This window comes from Streptomyces sp. SAI-170 (genome assembly GCF_049739565.1).
Taxonomy (GTDB): domain Bacteria; phylum Actinomycetota; class Actinomycetes; order Streptomycetales; family Streptomycetaceae; genus Streptomyces.
The window spans coordinates 7,231,360-7,246,921 of record NZ_JBMGQD010000001.1; the positions used below are offsets into that span (position 1 = coordinate 7,231,360).

Here is a 15,562-nt window from a genome sequence, read left to right on the forward strand (position 1 = left end):
CGTGCCCCAGGACCCCGGCGAGACCCGGGTCGTCGTCACCGGCCCGCCCCGCCGCACCCGGCGCGCCCCCGGCTACTACCGCCCGCGCACCGAGATCGACGAGCAGACCACCCTCGGCCACACCTACGTCCGCTCCCTGATGCGCACCCAGCTGCGCGCCGGCCTCACCGCCTTCGCCGTCCTCGTCCTGCTCGTCGGCCCGCTGCCCCTGCTCTTCACCGCCATGCCCGCCGCCCGCCGCCTGGAGTGGGGAATCCTCGGCTTCGGGCTGTACGCCCCGCTGGTGCTGCTCGCCCGCTGGTACGTGCGGCGCGCCGAGCGCAACGAACGCGACTTCGTCTGTCTCGTCGAGGACCGATGAACTCTAGCTACGCCATACCCGCGGTCGCGCTGGTGGTCGTCGCGACCGTCCTCGTCGGCGCCTTCGGCCTGCGGATCTCCCGCACCACCTCCGACTTCTACGTCGCCTCCCGCACGGTCGGCCCCCGCCTGAACGCCGCCGCCATCAGCGGCGAGTACCTCTCGGCCGCGTCCTTCCTGGGGATCGCCGGGCTGGTCCTCGTCCAGGGCCCCGACATGCTCTGGTACCCGGTCGGCTACACCGCCGGCTACCTGGTCCTGCTGCTGTTCGTCGCCGCCCCGCTGCGCCGCTCCGGCGCCTACACGCTGCCCGACTTCGCAGAGGCCCGCCTCGCCTCCCCGGCGGTACGCCGGCTCGCGGGGGCCTTCGTCGTCGGCGTCGGCTGGCTCTATCTGCTGCCGCAGCTCCAGGGCGCGGGCCTCACGCTCACCGTGCTGACCGGCGCCCCGGACTGGCTGGGCGGCGTCATCGTCGCCGTCGTCGTCACGGTGACCGTCGCCGCGGGCGGCATGCGCAGCATCACCTTCGTGCAGGCCTTCCAGTACTGGCTCAAGCTCACCGCCCTGCTGGTCCCGGCCCTGTTCCTGGTGCTGGCCTGGCAGCACGACGGCGCCCCGAGCCGCGCCTTCGAGGAACCGGCGGCCTTCCGCGAGCAGCGCACGGTCCAGGTCGACGACACCCTCGCCCTGAGGCTGGACCGCCCGCTGACGGCCACCGTCACCGGCACGGTCGACGGCCGCGCCTACGACGCCCGCGAGACCACCCTGGACACCGGCACCCACCACATCGACGCGGGCACCCGCCTCACCTTCGCACCCGGCACCGCCGTCCCCGCCGCCGAGCCGGGCGGCACCAGCGGCATGTCCACCTCGCTGGCCGCCTCCCGCGCCGAACGCCCGCTGTACGCCACGTACGGACTGATCCTCGCCACGTTCCTCGGCACCATGGGCCTGCCCCACGTCGTCGTCCGCTTCTACACCAGCCCGCACGGCGTCGCCGCCCGCCGCACCACCGTCGCCGTCCTCGCCCTGGTGGGCGGCTTCTACCTGCTGCCACCCGTCTACGGCGCCCTCGGCCGTCTCTACGCCCCCGAGCTGACCCTCACCGGCGACGCGGACGCGGCCGTCCTGCTGCTGCCCGGCCGCATGATCGGCGGGGTCGGCGGCGACCTGCTCGGCGCGCTGCTCGCCGGAGGCGCGTTCGCGGCGTTCCTGTCCACGGCATCGGGCCTGACCATGGCGGTCGCGGGCGTCCTCGCCCAGGACGTGCTGCCCACCCGGGGCGTACGGCACTTTCGGCTCGGCACCGGCCTCGCCATGCTGGTGCCGCTCGCGGCGAGCGCCCTGGCCGGCGGGCTGCCGGTCGCCGACGCGGTCGGGCTCGCCTTCGCCGTGTCGGCGTCCTCCTTCTGCCCCCTGCTGGTCCTCGGCATCTGGTGGCGCCGCCTCACCCCGCCGGGCGCGGCCGCCGGAATGCTGGCCGGCGGGGGAGCGGCCTTCCTCGCCGTCGCCGCGACGATGTCCGGCTTCCCCGGTCCCGGCGGCCTGCACGCCCTCCTGGCCTGGCCCGCCCTCTGGTCCGTGCCGCTGGGCTTCCTCACGATGATCCTTGTCTCCCTGGCCACACCGGGCCGGGTCCCGGCGGGCACCGCGGCGATCCTGGCCCGGTTCCATCTGCCGGAGGACCTCACCCGAGCGGAGGCCAGGACATGACCGGGTTCATCGCCGGCCTCTGCGTGGCCGTCCTCCCCCTCCTCGCCCTCGGCTTCTGGCTGGGCCGGCGCACGGCGCGCCCCGGCAGCCAGGGCGGAGGCCTCGGCACGCCGGTCGAGCACGCCACCTTCCAGACGCTGCACACCGCCTCGCTGGCCGCCCCGCCACTGCGGGCGGGGCTCACCGAGGAGACCGCACGCAAGTCGGCCCGAAGGCTGCGCTCACTGCTGGGCACGGACGCGCTGGGGCTGACCGACGAGGAGCGCGTCCTGGTCTGGGACGGAGCCGGCGCTCATCACCGTACGGAGATCATGGAACGGCTGGCCGGTCCGCTGGAGACCGGCCGGGGCGAGGCGTTCCCGTTGACCTGCGACACCCCGGACTGCCCGGTCCGCTGGGCCGTGGTCGCCCCGCTCACCGTCGACGACCGGGTGCACGGCACACTGGTGGCCTGCGCGCCCCGCGAGTCCGCCGTCCTGGTGCGCGCGGCGGGGGAGGTCGCCCGCTGGGTCTCCGTCCAGCTGGAACTGGCGGACCTGGACCAGTCCCGCACCCGGCTGATCGAGGCCGAGATCAAGGCCCTGCGCGCCCAGATCTCGCCGCACTTCATCTTCAACTCGCTCGCGGTGATCGCGTCCTTCGTGCGGACCGACCCCGAGCGCGCCCGGGAGCTGCTGCTGGAGTTCGCCGACTTCACCCGCTACTCGTTCCGCAGACACGGCGACTTCACCACCCTCGCCGACGAACTGCACGCCATCGACCACTACCTCGCCCTGGTCCGGGCGCGCTTCGGCGACCGCCTCTCCGTCACCCTGCAGATCGCCCCCGAGGTGCTGCCGGTGGCGCTGCCGTTCCTCTGCCTCCAGCCGCTGGTGGAGAACGCGGTCAAGCACGGACTGGAGGGCAAGGCCGACAAATGCCACATCCAGATCACCGCGCAGGACGCGGGCGCCGAGGCCCTGGTCGTCATCGAGGACGACGGCGCCGGCATGGACCCCGCCCTGCTGCGCCGTATCCTCGCGGGCGAGGTCAGCCCCTCCGGCGGCATCGGCCTGTCCAACGTCGACGACCGGCTCCGCCAGGTCTACGGCGACGCCCACGGCCTCGTCATCGAGACCGCGGTGGGAGCGGGCATGAAGGTGACCGCCCGGCTGCCGAAGTACCAGCCGGGCGTGCACTCGGGGGCCCGGCTCGGCCGGGAGCAGGCCTGAGGTGCCGCCCAGGGCTCAGGTGCTGCGTGTCGCCACCATGCCGAGGGTGAGCAGACCGAGCACGACCCAGCCGAACCACAGCCAGCCGTTGCTGCCGAGCACCGCCGTGTAGGCCGTCACCACGACGAGCCCGCCGACGGTGAGCACCCCCATGGTCTTCGTGGAGCTGTCCGTGGAACCGGGCATCGCGACACCCTCCTCGTCCGTCCGTCCCTCCATGGTGCCCCCGATCCATGGAATCCGGCCCGGTTTTCCAGGACTGGGCCCCTCAGCCGCCGCCGCGCGCGTTCAACGAGGCCAGGTAGGCGTTGTACGCCTCCAGCTCCTTGTCCCCGTCCCGGTCGGCGGCCCGGTCCTTGCGCTTGGCCTGCCGCTGCTCGGAGCCGTACCACTGGAACAGCAGGGCGATCAGCACCAGCACGGACGGGATCTCGCTGAACGCCCAGGCGATCCCGCCGGCCGCGTTCTGGTCGGCGAGCGCGTCGATGCCGAGCGAGGCGGGCGGGTTCCGGTACGTCTCCACCATCGGGGTCGAGCCCATCATCAGCGCGATGCCGAAGAACGCGTGGAACGGCATGCCCGCGAACAGCTCCAGCATCCGCATCAGATAGCCCGGCCGGTTCGGCCCCGGGTCCACGCCCATGATCGGCCAGAAGAAGACCACCCCGACCGCCAGGAAGTGCACCATCATCGCGGCGTGGCCCGCCCTGGAGCCCATCAGCGTGTCGAACAGCGGGGTGAAGTACAGCGCGTACAGGCTCGCGATGAACATCGGGATCGTGAACGCCGGGTGCGTGACCACGCGCAGGTACCGGCTGTGCAGCAGCGCCAGCAGCAGCTCACGCGGCCCCTTGCGCCCCCGCCCCGCGGGCGGCAGCGCCCGCAGCGCCAGCGTGACCGGCGCGCCCAGCAGGATCAGGATCGGCGACAGCATGCTGATGACCATGTGCTGCACCATGTGCACGCTGAACATGACCATCCCGTAGTCGTTCAGCTTGGTGCACATCACCACACCGATGGTCAGCACACCCGACACGAAGGCGAGAGTCCGCCCGAGCGACCACGCGTCCCCGCGCCGCCGCAGCCGTGCGACGCCCCAGACATAGAGCCCGATCCCGACCAGGCAGGCGACGAGAAAGAACTCGTCCGGCGACCACTGAAGACCCCGCCCCAGCGTGAACGGCGGCAGATCCATGGTCATGCCGTGCCCGCTGTGATCCATGCGCCAGGCTCCTGTTTCGAGGGGGTTGTGCGAAAACGTCCGGCACCAAGACTAAAGCGGCCCCCGGCGACAAAAGTCACCGGGGGCAGAGGTACCTCAGGGGCGCGGGGAACTGCGCGAGCAACCACAACGATGCCCGCACCCGCCGGACGGCTAAAGCACGCACTCAGCCTCGGCGTACCGCTCAGCAGGAACGGTCTTGAGCGTCTCGACGGCCTCGGCCAGCGACACCATCACGATGTCGGTCCCCCGAAGCGCGGTCATCATCCCGAACTCCCCCCGGTGCACAGCCTCCACCGCATGCCACCCGAACCGGGTCGCGAGCACCCGGTCATAGGCGGTCGGCGTACCACCCCGCTGCACATGCCCGAGAATGACCGGCCGCGCCTCCTTGCCGAGCCTTCGCTCCAGCTCCACCGACAGCTGACGGGCTATCCCGGCGAACCGCTCGTGCCCGTAGATGTCCTTGCCGCCCTCGTCGAACTCCATGGAGCCGGCCTTCGGCTTGGCCCCCTCCGCGGCGACGACGATCGCGAAGCGCTTGCCGGCCTCGAACCGCTCACCGACGACCGTGGTCAGCTCGTCGATGTCGAAGGGCCGCTCGGGGACGACGATGGCGTGCGCGCCCGCGGCCATGCCGGAGTGCAGCGCGATCCAGCCGGTGTGGCGGCCCATGACCTCGACCACGAGCACCCGCTGGTGGGACTCGGCGGTGGTCTTGAGCCGGTCCAGCGCCTCGGTCGCCACGCCCACGGCCGTGTCGAAGCCGAAGGTCACGTCCGTGACGGCGATGTCGTTGTCGATGGTCTTGGGCACGCCCACGACGGGCAGGCCGCTGTCGGACATCAGCCGGGCCGCCTTCAGCGTGCCCTCGCCGCCGATCGGGATGATCGCGTCGAGCCCCAGGTCGGCCACATGCCCCTTGGCCCGTTCCACACCGTCCCGCAGATGGGAGGGCTGGACCCGGGAGGAGCCGAGGATGGTGCCGCCACGGGCGAGGATGCCGCCGACCGCGTCGAGGTCGAGCTTGAGGTAGTCGCACTCCAGGAGGCCCTTCCAGCCGTCCCGGAAACCGATGACCTCGTCGCCGTGGTCGGCGACGGCACGGTGCACGACGGACCGGATGACGGCGTTCAGGCCGGGGCAGTCGCCGCCGGACGTGAGGACACCAATACGCATAGCCCGAACTACCTTTGCAACGTGGGCCGGGGACCGGACCACGTTGTCCGGCGAGATCCAGGTCACCCTACCGGCGTGAGGGGGGCCCACCGCACCGGGCGTCCGCCTGCTGGACATACCTGCACATATGAGCAGACGGCACGTCAGGCGGGCCCACGCAAAAGCCGCCCGGAGTCACAGAACTCCGGGCGGCCGTAGGACACAAGGCTTACGCGGGCTGCTGCGCGGCCGCGATGCGCTCGTTGCGCAGCGCCTCGTACCAGCGGTCGTCGGTCGGCGGCAGCGCGTTGACGTCCAGCGCCAGCTTCAGCAGCAGGTCGGCGATCAGCGGGTTGCGCGCGAGCACGGGCCCGTGCATGTACGTACCGAAGACGGTGTCGTTGTACGCGCCCTCCGTGCCGTCGCCCGTGCCGTTGCCGTTGCCGAGGCGGACCTGGGCGAAGGGGCGGGCCGTCGGGCCGAGGTGGGTGACGCCCTGGTGGTTCTCGAAGCCGGTCAGCGGGGGCAGGCCGAGCCGCGGGTCGATGTCCCCGAGCACGTCACCGACGCACCGCTCGCCCTCGCCGCGCACCGAGACCACGTCCAGCAGACCGAGGCCCGGCTCGCGCTGGCCGAGGTCGTTGATGAACTCATGGCCGAGGATCTGGTAGCCGGCGCACACGGAGAACACGATCGCGCCGTTCTCCACCGCCCGGTACAGCCCCCCGTCGCGGCGCAGCCGCTCGGCCGCGAGCCGCTGCGGCCGGTCCTCGCCGCCGCCGATGAGGTAGATGTCGCCGGAGGTCGGGATCGGCTGGTCGCTGCGCACGTCGAGCCGCGCCACGTCCAGGCCCCGCTGCCGCGCCCGGCGCTCCACGACGAGGACGTTGCCCTGGTCGCCGTAGGTGCTGAGCAGGTCGGGATAGATCCAGACGACCCGCAGCTGGTTGTCGCTCACAAAAGTCCCCTGAGTGTCAGTTGCCGACGCGGCGGCGCAGGTCCTGGAAGGCGGTGTAGTTGGCGATGACCTCGATCCGGCCGGGCGGGCACATCTGCACCGCCTGGTCGAGGTTCTCGCACACCTGGAAGTACTGGTCGGCGACCTCCAGGCGCACCGCGAGGTCGAGCTTGCGGTCGCCGATCACGAAGATCGGGTGACCGGTCAGCCGCGTGTAGTCGACGTCCCACAGCCAGGACGTGTCCGTGCCGTCGGCGCCGCGCGCGTTCACGGACAGGATGACCGGGGCCGGCGGCGGGTCGATGAGCGAGAACGTCTCCAGCCAGCCGGCCGGGTTCTTCGCCAGCAGCAGCCGGAGGTCACGACCCTCGAACTGCACGACGTCGTAGCGTCCGGCGACCGCCTGCACCTGGTACATGCGCTCCAGCGCGACCTGCGGCGGTACCCCGAACACGGCGGCGACGGCCGCGGAGGACGCGGCGTTGGCCTTGTTGGCGCGGCCCGGCAGCTGGAGGTGGATCGGCCAGGCCGAGCCGTGCGGGTCCAGGACGTGGTCGCCGGACAGCGCCCAGGTCGGGGTGGGCCGACGGAAGCCGCAGTCGCCGCAGAACCAGTCGTCGCCGGGGCGCTGCATCACACCGCCGCAGGACGGGCAGGACCAGGCGTCGTCCTTCCACATCTGACCGGCCGCGACCCAGATCACGTTCGGGGACGAGGACGCGGCCCACACGACCAGCGGGTCGTCGGCGTTGGCGACGATGACGGCCTTGGAGCCGGCCAGCCCCTCACGCCAGTTCTCGGCGAGCATCCGCGTCTCGGCGGCACGGTCGAGCTGGTCGCGCGAGAGGTTCAGCAGGGCGATGCACTTGGGGTCGGTGTCCCGGGCGACGCCCGCGAGGTACTTCTCGTCGACCTCGATCACACCGAACTTCGCGTCCGAGCCGCCCGCCAGCGCCGAGGTGATACCGGCCGGCATGTTGGCGCCGAGCGCGTTGGACACGACCGGACCGGCCGCCCTGAGCGCCTCGGCGATGAGCCGGGTGGTGGTGGTCTTGCCGTTGGTCGCCGAGACCAGGATCACGTCCAGGTTCTGCGCCAGCCGGGCGAGCAGGTCGGGGTCGAGCTTGAGGGCCACCCGTCCGCCGATCACCGAACCGCTGCCGCGTCCCGCGGCACGGGATGCCGCCGCGACCGCCTTGCCCGCGGTCACGGCGAGCTTGGCCCGCGGCGTGAGCGGGTCCGAGTTGCCTGCCATCAGTCCTCGATCCTCCTTGCGTACGCGCCGCGCCGACATCCTTACGGCCACGTGGTGTGGCCTCAGCCTATCGAGATCCACTCACGTGCCCGAATCGCGGCACCGTCACGATCCAGGCACGCACCGGACGCGACCTGCCAGACCGTACCCTTGCGGGCATGCGAAACGGCTCGATCCCGGGCGCCCGCGGGCGCGTCCGGCCCCTCACCCTGCTCGGCGATCCGGCCCTGCACACCCCCTGCGCCGACGTCACCGACTTCGGCCCCGAACTCGCCGCCCTCGTGGAGGACTTGTTCGCCACGATGTACGCCGCGAACGGGGTCGGCCTGGCCGCCAACCAGGTGGGCGAGCCGCTGCGCGTCTTCGTCTACGACTGCCCCGACGACGAGGACGTCCGCCATCTGGGCCATGTGGTGAACCCCCGCCTGGTGGAGGCGGACGGTGTGGTCCTGCGCGGCCCCGAGGGCTGCCTCTCCCTGCCGGGCCTGGAGGCCGGCACGGAGCGCTACGACCACGCGGTGGTCGAGGGCTTCACGATGACGGGCGACCCGATCACCATCCACGGCACGGGCTGGTTCGCGAGATGCCTCCAGCACGAGTGCGACCACCTGGAGGGAACCGTCTACGCGGACAGGGTGACGGGCTGGCGCCACCGCAGATTGATGCGCCAGGTGGCTCGAACTTCTTGGGGCAGTCAGGGGTGACGTGGCCAGGGGCGCGGGGAACTGCGCGACCAGCCACAGACGATCCGCGGACGGCTCAGAACCCCGGCCCCCCGACACGGTCGCCGGCCGCAGCCAACCGCCCCCACAAAAGATCCGCAAGACTCCGCACCAACTCAGCCCGAGAGCAGGGCCGTTCACCCAGCCACCAGTCCCCGGCGGCATGCATCATCCCGACGATCCCATGCCCCCACACCCGGGCAAGCTGCTGAGACCCGGGCCCGAGATCGACCCGCTCCTCGATGACGGCGGCCAACTCCTCACCCATCCGCCGAAGCAGCGGAGCCGAGTGCTTGCCGACATCGAACCCCTGATCTCCGCTGGAGACCCCCTCCGAGGGATGCATCAGGAACCGGTACACCTGAGGCCGCGCCTCGATGGCAGCCAGATACGTGTCCAGGGTCGACTCCACCCGCTCCCGCCGCTCGGCAGGCGCGTCCAGCGCGGCCCGCAGCGAGCTCAGCAGGGCGTCCGTGTGCCGCTTGGCAAGGGCGGCGTAAAGACCCCCCTTGTCACCGAAGTGCCGGTAGAGGATCGGCTTGGTGATGCCCGCCTCCGCCGCGATCGCGTTCATCGACGCCTGCGGCCCGTCCCGGAGCACCACTCTGTCCGCGGCCTCCAGCAGCTCGCGCCGTCGGCGGTCGGCGGACCTCTGCTGCTCGGTCCGCTGCGTGGTGTCCATGATCTCTCCCCACCCGGTGCTGAATCGGTGACGCCAGCGCAAACTAACACTCGACCCGCTCCCGGCATCGAACGGGCTGCCGACCCGGTACGACGAGTTGACTTTTCCTACCCGTCAGTAACAGACTGCGGTTACCGCAAGTAACACGCAGGTGCCGCCGCTGGAGGGGACATGGCCGAGTTCACCATGGAGCTCAACGACGAACAGAAGGAGGTCCGGGACTGGCTGCACGGCTTCGCCGCCGACGTCATCCGGCCCGCGGCCGCCGAATGGGACGAGCGCGAGGAGACTCCCTGGCCGGTCATCCAGGAGGCCGCCAAGGTCGGCATCTACTCCCTGGACTTCTACGCCCAGCAGTACTTCGACCCGACCGGCCTCGGCATCCCGATGGCCATGGAGGAGCTGTTCTGGGGCGATGCCGGTATCGCCCTGTCCATCGTCGGCACCGGTCTGGCCGCCGTAGGCGTCCTCGCCAACGGCACGGACGAACAGATCGGCACCTGGATTCCCCAGATGTACGGCGACGCGAACGACGTGAAGGTCGCCGCGTTCTGCTCCTCCGAGCCCGACGCCGGCTCCGACGTCGCCTCGATGCGCACGCGCGCCGTGTACGACGAGGCCAAGGACGAGTGGGTGATCAACGGCACGAAGACCTGGGCGACCAACGGCGGCATCGCCAACGTCCATGTGGTCGTCGCGGTCGTCGACCCGGAGCTGGGCTCCAAGGGCCACGCCTCCTTCATCGTCCCGCCGAACACGCCGGGCCTGTCCCAGGGCCAGAAGTTCAAGAAGCACGGCATCCGCGCCTCGCACACCGCCGAGGTCGTCCTCGAGAACGTACGTGTGCCGGGCTCCTGCCTGCTGGGCGGCAAGGAGAAGCTGGACGAGCGTCTCGCGCGGGCCCGGGAGAGGGCCAAGGCCGGTGGCGAGCGGGTGAAGAACGCGGCGATGGCCACGTTCGAGGCCTCGCGGCCGGCGGTCGGCGCGATGGCGGTCGGCACGGCGAGGGCCGCGTACGAGGTGGCTCTCGACTACGCGAAGACCCGCGAGCAGTTCGGCCGGCCCATCATCGACAACCAGGGTGTGGCCTTCCAGCTCGCCGACATGCGGACGTCCATCGACGCGGCCCGTCTGCTGGTCTGGCGCGCCTCCTGGATGGCGGTCAACGGCAAGCCGTTCACGGCGGCCGAGGGCTCGATGTCCAAGCTGTTCGCCTCCGAGACCGCCAAGAAGGTCACCGCGCAGGCGGTCCAGATCCTCGGCGGCAACGGGTTCACCCGGGAGTACCCGGTGGAGCGCATGCACCGGGACGCGGCGATCTACACGATCTTCGAGGGCACGAGCGAGATCCAGCGGCTCGTGATCGCCCGGACTCTCTCCGGGATGCCCATTCGTTGATGCCGTCCGCGGGCCGTCGACGGTCGCTCGCGCAGTTCCGTGATCCGCAGCGCCAGTGGAGGGTGGGCAGAGGGTGAGAGCGGGGGCTCAGCTCTGCCCGCTGCTGTGGGCGATGCACGCCACGTCGATCCGGTCGGCCAGCTTCGCCAGTTCGATGGTCAGCGCGGCGACCGTGTCCTCGTCGAGCCCCTCCTGCCCGGCCTCGACGAGGTGCACCCACCGCGCCCCCACCGTACGCAGCAGCTTGCTCACGTCGGCCGCGGACACCTGCAAGGCCCCGCGGTCATCGACGATCAGAGGGAGAGTCACTTCGCGGTTCACACCGGCGATCGTAGCCGCGCGGCGGTCACGCACCGTGCCAAACCGTGGTGATGTTGCAGAACTCCCGGATTCCGTGCCCGGACAGCTCACGCCCGTACCCGGACCGCTTCACGCCGCCGAACGGGAACGCCGGATGCGAGGCCGTCATGCCGTTGACGTACACGCCACCGGCCTCCAGATCCCGGACGAACCGGTCGACGTCGCCCTCGTCGCGCGTCCATACGTTCGAACTCAGCCCGAACGGTGAGTCGTTCGCGATGAGCACGGCCTCGTCCAGGTCGCCCGCCCGGTACAGCGTGGCGACCGGCCCGAACGCCTCCTCGCGGTGGATGCGCATCTCGCGCGTGACACCGGCGAGCACGGTCGGCGGGTAGTACCAGCCAGGCAGCTCGGGCCGGCGCAGCCGATGGCCCCCGCACAGCACCTTCGCCCCGACGCGTGTGGCGTCGTCGACGAGCTCCTCCAGATCGTCCCGGCCCTGCTCGGTGGCGAGCGGCCCGATCTCGGTGTCGTCCTCCATCGGGTCACCGACCTTCAGCGCCTTCATCCCGGCCACGAACCGCTCGGCGAAGGCGTCGTAGACGTCCGTGTGCACGATGAACCGCTTGGCGGCGATGCACGACTGCCCGTTGTTCTGCACGCGCGCGGTCACCGCGACCGCGGCGGCCCGGTCGAGGTCGGCGGACGGCATCACCACGTACGGGTCGCTGCCGCCCAGCTCCAGCACCGTCTTCTTGATCATCTCCCCGCAGGTGGAGGCCACCGCACGCCCGGCCGGCTCGCTGCCGGTCAGCGTCGCGGCCTTGACGCGCTCGTCGCGCAGGACGTCGTCGACCTGCCCCGAGCCGATCAGCAGGGTCTGGAAGCAGCCCTCGGGGTAGCCCGCCCGGTGGAAGAGGTCCTCCAGATACAGCGCGGTCTGCGGCACGTTCGAGGCGTGCTTGAGCAGGCCCACGTTGCCGGCCATCAGCGCGGGCGCGGCGAACCGCATCACCTGCCACAGCGGGAAGTTCCACGGCATCACCGCGAGGACCGGCCCGAGCGGCCGGTAGCGCACCCGCACGCGCGAGGCGCCGGAGTCGCGCACATCGGCCGCGTCGGGCTCCTCGTCGGCGAGCAGCGCCTCCGCGTGCTCGGCGTACCAGCGCATCGCCTTGGCGCACTTGGCGGCCTCGGCGCGGGCCTGCTTGACCGGCTTGCCCATCTCGGTGGTCATCACCCGGGCGATGTCCTGCTGGTCCTCGTCGAGGAGCTCGGCGGCCCGGGTCAGCAGACGGGCGCGGTCGGCGAAGCCGCTCGTGCGGTACGTGCGGAAGGTGGCCTCGGCGAGCTGGAGCCGGCGGTCGAGTTCCTCCTCGTCCATGGCCTCGTACGTCTTGAGCGTCTCGCCGGTCGCCGGGTTCACCGTCGCGATGGGCATGACAGGACCTCCCTGGGTGCGGGCTGTGCTTCGACCTTCGCGCGCCGCGGCCCGCACCGCAACGCGTACGCGTCTGCTCAGGGCTCAGGGCTCAGGGCTCGCAGGGCTCAGGTACTGGAACTCAGGACGAGTGCTCCGCCAGCCGGTCGAGAAACGTGGCCTGCGCCTTGACGATCAGCTCGCGCGCCCGGTCCAGGCCGTGCCAGGCGACCCGGTCCAGTTCGGGGAACTCCTGAAGGCGGCCCGACCTCGGGGGCCATTCCATGGTGAAGGTGCCGGGGTCGACGGCGTCCGGGTCGAGGTCCGCCTCGACGGCCCACACGGTGACGACCTTGCCGCCGGTCTGCCGGACCTCGCCCAGGGGGACCGCCTCGCCGGCGGGCGGCTCCACGCCCAGTTCCTCACGGAACTCCCGCCGGGCCGCCTCCCAGGCGGGCTCGTCCGGCTCGTACTCGCCCTTCGGCACGGTCCACGCCCCGGCCTCCTTCTTGGTGAAGAACGGGCCGCCCATATGTCCCAGCAACACCTCAAGACCGTCATCGGTGTGCCGGAACAACAGCAGCCCGGCGCTGCGCTTCACGGCCGTACCTCCGGGTGGGCGGCCAGCAGTGTCTCCACGGTGTCCGCGTCCTCGGGCCGCTTGTCATCGCGGTAGCGGACCACGCGCGCGAACCGCAGGGTGACGCCCGCCGGGTAGCGGGAGGAGCGCTGCAGACCGTCGTAGGCGATCTCGACGACGAGCTCCGGGCGGACATGGACGACCCAGCCGTCGTCCTTCACGGCGATCTCCCGCAACCGCTCGGTCTGCCAGGCCAGCATCGCGTCGGTCATGCCCTTGAAGGTCTTGCCGAGCATGGCGTACGACCCGTCGGCCCGCCGCGCGCCCAGGTGCAGGTTGGACAGCTTGCCGGTACGGCGTCCGTGGCCCCACTCGGCGGCGAGGACCACCAGGTCGAGCGTGTGCACGGGCTTGACCTTCAGCCAGGACGCGCCGCGGCGGCCCGCGCTGTAGGGCGCGTCGAGCGCCTTGACGACCACGCCCTCGTGGCCGCGGTGCAGCGTCTCGGCGAGGAAGGCCTCGGCCGCGGCGGCGTCGTCGGGGCCGTGCGCGAGGGCGCGGCGCACCCGCATCGGCTCGGGAACCAGCCGGGCCAGCTCGGCGTGCCGCTCGGTGAACGGCAGGTCGAGCAGGTCACGGCCGTCCACCGACAGCGCGTCGAAGAACACGGGGGAGACGGGCACCGCCTCCGCGGCCGTGGCCACATCCACCCGGGAGCCCACCCGCCCGGCGGTCTCCTGGAAGGAACGGGGCCGCCCCGCGGGGTCGAAGGAGATCACCTCGCCGTCCAGGATGAACCGCTCCCCGGCCAGTTCCAGCGCCGCCGCGGTCACCTCCGGCAGCCGGTCGGTGATGTCGTCGAGGGTGCGTGTGTACAGCCGGACGTCGTCGCCGTCGCGGTGCACCTGCACACGGATGCCGTCGAGCTTCTCCTCCACCGCGCACGCGCCCAGTTTCTCCACCGCCTCGGCCACCGAGGACGCGCTGTGCGCGAGCATCGGCAGCACCGGGCGGCCGACGGTCAGCCGGAAGCGGTCCAGGGCGGGCGGGCCGTCCGCGAGCAGCGCCTCGGCCACGGCCTGGAGCGACCCGGCGAGCATCACCGCCCGCCGTACGTCCGCGGGCGGCGCCCCCGTGGCCTGGGCGAGCCCCTCCACGGCGACCGCGTCCAGCGCGCCCTGGCGGACCTCGCCGGTGATCAGGCCCAGCAGGAAGCGCTGCTCGTCCGCCGTCGCCGCGCCCATCAACTCGCCCACCAGGCGCGTGCGTTCGGCCTGCGAACCGGCGCCGGAGACCTGGGAGAGGCCGGTGAGCCGGGCGTCGACCTCGCGCACCGTCAGGGCCGGCTCGGCGGCCGGCGCGACCTCGCGGCTCAGCACCTTCCAGCCGACGCCTAGCCGCCCCTGCGGCAGCCGTCCCGCCAGATACGGGATGACGATCGGCACGTCCGCCGCCTCGGCCTCCCGGAACAGCTCCGCGAGCAGGGCGATCTTGCGGGACCGCGCCGACGTGGCGGCGACCTCCCGGGACACGTCGGCGAGCCGGGTCAGCAGCATGCAGCCATGGTGCAACGCGGCGGCGCCGACTACACCCCGGCCGCCTCGACCGCCGCGTCGAGGTCCGTCATCAGCAGCTCACCGTTGATCGCGGCCCCGGCCCGGTAGCCGCGGCTCGCCGCGTTCACCACCTGCTCGGCGAACCCGGAGGCGTTGCCCGCCGCCCACAGTCCGGGCACGCTCGTCAGACCCCGCTCGTCGACGACGGGGTAGCTGCCGAAGGGCGTCTCGGTCATCTCCGCGCCCAGCTTCACGAACAGCTCGGTCCGCGGCACGGCCCGCGGCGCGACGAACAGCACCTCACGCTCGTACGCCGTCCCGTCCACGAGTCGTACGCCGGTCAGCCGGTCGTCCTCGACGACGAGCCCCGCCACCTCGCCGGGCACCACCTTCACCCCGGCCGCGGCCAGGCGCCGCACATCCTGCTCGGACAGCTCCGACTCGGCGACCCGGTGCAGGAAGAGCGTCACGTCCTTCGACCACTGGGACACCATCAGCGCCTGGTGCACGCTCAGCGCGGTGGTCGCCAGCACGCCGAAGGCCCGGTCGCGGACCTCCCAGCCGTGGCAGTACGGGCAGTGCAGCACATCCCGGCCGAACCGCTCGGCCACGCCGGCCACGGGCGGCAGCTCGTCCTTCAGGCCGGTCGCGACGACGAGCCGGCGGGCGCGGACGGTCCCGCCGCTCGCCAGGGCGACGGTGAAGTCCTCGTCGCGGGTCACGTCGACCACCCGGTCCCGGACCAGGTCCACGCCGTAGCGGGCGATCTCCTCCCGGCCGACCGACAGGAACTCGGCCGGCGACATCCCGTCCCGGCCGAGGTAGCCCTGCATGTGCGCCGAGGGCGCGTTGCGCGGCTCGCCCGCGTCGACGACGAGCGTGCGGCGCCGGGCCCGGCCCAGCACCAGAGCGGCGGACAGGCCCGCCGCGCCCCCGCCGACGACGATCACCTCGTAGTGCTCGGTCACCTCGGTCATGTCGACCACCTCCTGTCGGGTTCCTGTGGCGACCATCGCTCCGGTGCTCC

16 protein-coding genes are annotated in these 15,562 nt (G+C 71.9%); 5 read left to right on the plus strand and 11 right to left on the minus strand.

Features of this window, described 5'->3' with window-relative positions; genetic code table 11:
• Position 1: 1 nt before the first annotated feature.
• From RKD23_RS32615 to RKD23_RS32625, 3 genes are read left to right on the plus strand one after another with little or no spacing between them, the layout of a single operon-like run.
• Positions 2–361 (plus strand): hypothetical protein, encoded by a 360-nt coding sequence (locus RKD23_RS32615; RefSeq protein ID WP_424856951.1) that lies wholly within the window; start codon positions 2–4, stop codon positions 359–361.
• On the plus strand, positions 358–2,073 hold the full coding sequence (locus RKD23_RS32620) for a cation acetate symporter (protein WP_424856952.1): 1,716 nt from the start codon (positions 358–360) through the stop codon (positions 2,071–2,073). Before RKD23_RS32615 ends, RKD23_RS32620 begins: the two co-directional genes overlap by 4 nt.
• A complete protein-coding gene (locus tag RKD23_RS32625; protein ID WP_424856953.1) occupies positions 2,070–3,284 on the plus strand; it encodes a sensor histidine kinase in 1,215 nt (404 codons plus the stop codon). Before RKD23_RS32620 ends, RKD23_RS32625 begins: the two co-directional genes overlap by 4 nt.
• Before the next feature lie 15 nt (positions 3,285–3,299).
• On the opposite strand, the gene RKD23_RS32630 is transcribed toward RKD23_RS32625, so the two are convergent.
• From RKD23_RS32630 to RKD23_RS32650, 5 genes are all read right to left on the minus strand, one after another.
• A complete protein-coding gene (locus RKD23_RS32630; protein WP_424858448.1) occupies positions 3,300–3,503 on the minus strand; it encodes a hypothetical protein in 204 nt (67 codons plus the stop codon).
• A 49-nt stretch (positions 3,504–3,552) separates the two neighbouring features.
• Positions 3,553–4,506, minus strand: a complete 954-nt coding sequence (locus RKD23_RS32635) for a cytochrome c oxidase assembly protein (protein ID WP_424856954.1) — start codon at positions 4,504–4,506, stop codon at positions 3,553–3,555.
• Positions 4,507–4,659: 153 nt separating this feature from the next.
• Entirely contained in the window at positions 4,660–5,685 is a 1,026-nt protein-coding gene (locus tag RKD23_RS32640) for a 6-phosphofructokinase (protein WP_424856955.1), read from the minus strand.
• 208 nt (positions 5,686–5,893) lie between these two features.
• On the minus strand, positions 5,894–6,622 hold the full coding sequence (locus RKD23_RS32645; RefSeq protein WP_424856956.1) for a type 1 glutamine amidotransferase: 729 nt from the start codon (positions 6,620–6,622) through the stop codon (positions 5,894–5,896).
• Between the two features lie 16 nt (positions 6,623–6,638).
• Positions 6,639–7,877 carry a MurT ligase domain-containing protein gene (locus tag RKD23_RS32650; protein WP_424856957.1) on the minus strand — a complete coding sequence of 413 codons (1,239 nt, stop codon included), beginning with the start codon at positions 7,875–7,877 and terminating at the stop codon, positions 6,639–6,641.
• 158 nt (positions 7,878–8,035) lie between these two features.
• Between RKD23_RS32650 and def the strand changes: the two genes are divergently transcribed.
• Complete coding sequence (gene def / locus RKD23_RS32655) at positions 8,036–8,581, plus strand: peptide deformylase (RefSeq protein WP_424856958.1); 546 nt, start codon at positions 8,036–8,038, stop codon at positions 8,579–8,581.
• A 55-nt stretch (positions 8,582–8,636) separates the two neighbouring features.
• On the opposite strand, the gene RKD23_RS32660 is transcribed toward def, so the two are convergent.
• Positions 8,637–9,281, minus strand: coding sequence for a TetR family transcriptional regulator (locus tag RKD23_RS32660; RefSeq protein WP_424856959.1), 645 nt, complete (start codon positions 9,279–9,281; stop codon positions 8,637–8,639).
• A gap of 171 nt (positions 9,282–9,452) precedes the next feature.
• Between RKD23_RS32660 and RKD23_RS32665 the strand changes: the two genes are divergently transcribed.
• Positions 9,453–10,679: an acyl-CoA dehydrogenase family protein gene (locus RKD23_RS32665; RefSeq protein WP_424856960.1), complete on the plus strand. Its 1,227-nt coding sequence runs from the start codon at positions 9,453–9,455 to the stop codon at positions 10,677–10,679.
• 87 nt (positions 10,680–10,766) lie between these two features.
• Here the strand turns inward: RKD23_RS32665 and RKD23_RS32670 are convergent, their stop codons facing one another.
• The 5 genes from RKD23_RS32670 to RKD23_RS32690 all read right to left on the minus strand — a co-directional run bounded on the left by RKD23_RS32670 (position 10,767) and on the right by RKD23_RS32690 (position 15,512).
• On the minus strand, positions 10,767–11,000 hold the full coding sequence (locus tag RKD23_RS32670; protein ID WP_404039596.1) for a DUF6213 family protein: 234 nt from the start codon (positions 10,998–11,000) through the stop codon (positions 10,767–10,769).
• A 25-nt stretch (positions 11,001–11,025) separates the two neighbouring features.
• Entirely contained in the window at positions 11,026–12,420 is a 1,395-nt protein-coding gene (locus RKD23_RS32675; RefSeq protein ID WP_424856961.1) for an NADP-dependent succinic semialdehyde dehydrogenase, read from the minus strand.
• Positions 12,421–12,541: 121 nt separating this feature from the next.
• Positions 12,542–13,000 (minus strand): NUDIX domain-containing protein, encoded by a 459-nt coding sequence (locus tag RKD23_RS32680; RefSeq protein ID WP_424856962.1) that lies wholly within the window; start codon positions 12,998–13,000, stop codon positions 12,542–12,544.
• Positions 12,997–14,535, minus strand: a complete 1,539-nt coding sequence (locus tag RKD23_RS32685; RefSeq protein WP_424856963.1) for an ATP-dependent DNA ligase — start codon at positions 14,533–14,535, stop codon at positions 12,997–12,999. The genes RKD23_RS32680 and RKD23_RS32685 overlap by 4 nt, the downstream gene beginning before the upstream one ends.
• 29 nt (positions 14,536–14,564) lie before the next feature.
• A complete protein-coding gene (locus RKD23_RS32690) occupies positions 14,565–15,512 on the minus strand; it encodes an NAD(P)/FAD-dependent oxidoreductase (protein WP_424856964.1) in 948 nt (315 codons plus the stop codon).
• Positions 15,513–15,562: the final 50 nt, after the last annotated feature.

Bases quoted from the DNA above. Each gene is read 5' to 3' on its own strand.
- RKD23_RS32620 (WP_424856952.1), top strand. From the start codon at position 358: ATGAACTCTAGCTACGCCATACCCGCGGTCGCGCTGGTGGTCGTCGCG.
- RKD23_RS32625 (WP_424856953.1), top strand. From the start codon at position 2,070: ATGACCGGGTTCATCGCCGGCCTCTGCGTGGCCGTCCTCCCCCTCCTC.
- RKD23_RS32630 (WP_424858448.1), bottom strand. From the start codon at position 3,503: ATGGAGGGACGGACGGACGAGGAGGGTGTCGCGATGCCCGGTTCCACG.
- RKD23_RS32635 (WP_424856954.1), bottom strand. From the start codon at position 4,506: ATGGATCACAGCGGGCACGGCATGACCATGGATCTGCCGCCGTTCACG.
- RKD23_RS32640 (WP_424856955.1), bottom strand. From the start codon at position 5,685: ATGCGTATTGGTGTCCTCACGTCCGGCGGCGACTGCCCCGGCCTGAAC.
- RKD23_RS32650 (WP_424856957.1), bottom strand. From the start codon at position 7,877: ATGGCAGGCAACTCGGACCCGCTCACGCCGCGGGCCAAGCTCGCCGTG.
- def (WP_424856958.1), top strand. From the start codon at position 8,036: ATGCGAAACGGCTCGATCCCGGGCGCCCGCGGGCGCGTCCGGCCCCTC.
- RKD23_RS32660 (WP_424856959.1), bottom strand. From the start codon at position 9,281: ATGGACACCACGCAGCGGACCGAGCAGCAGAGGTCCGCCGACCGCCGA.
- RKD23_RS32665 (WP_424856960.1), top strand. From the start codon at position 9,453: ATGGCCGAGTTCACCATGGAGCTCAACGACGAACAGAAGGAGGTCCGG.
- RKD23_RS32675 (WP_424856961.1), bottom strand. From the start codon at position 12,420: ATGCCCATCGCGACGGTGAACCCGGCGACCGGCGAGACGCTCAAGACG.
- RKD23_RS32685 (WP_424856963.1), bottom strand. From the start codon at position 14,535: ATGCTGCTGACCCGGCTCGCCGACGTGTCCCGGGAGGTCGCCGCCACG.
- RKD23_RS32690 (WP_424856964.1), bottom strand. From the start codon at position 15,512: ATGACCGAGGTGACCGAGCACTACGAGGTGATCGTCGTCGGCGGGGGC.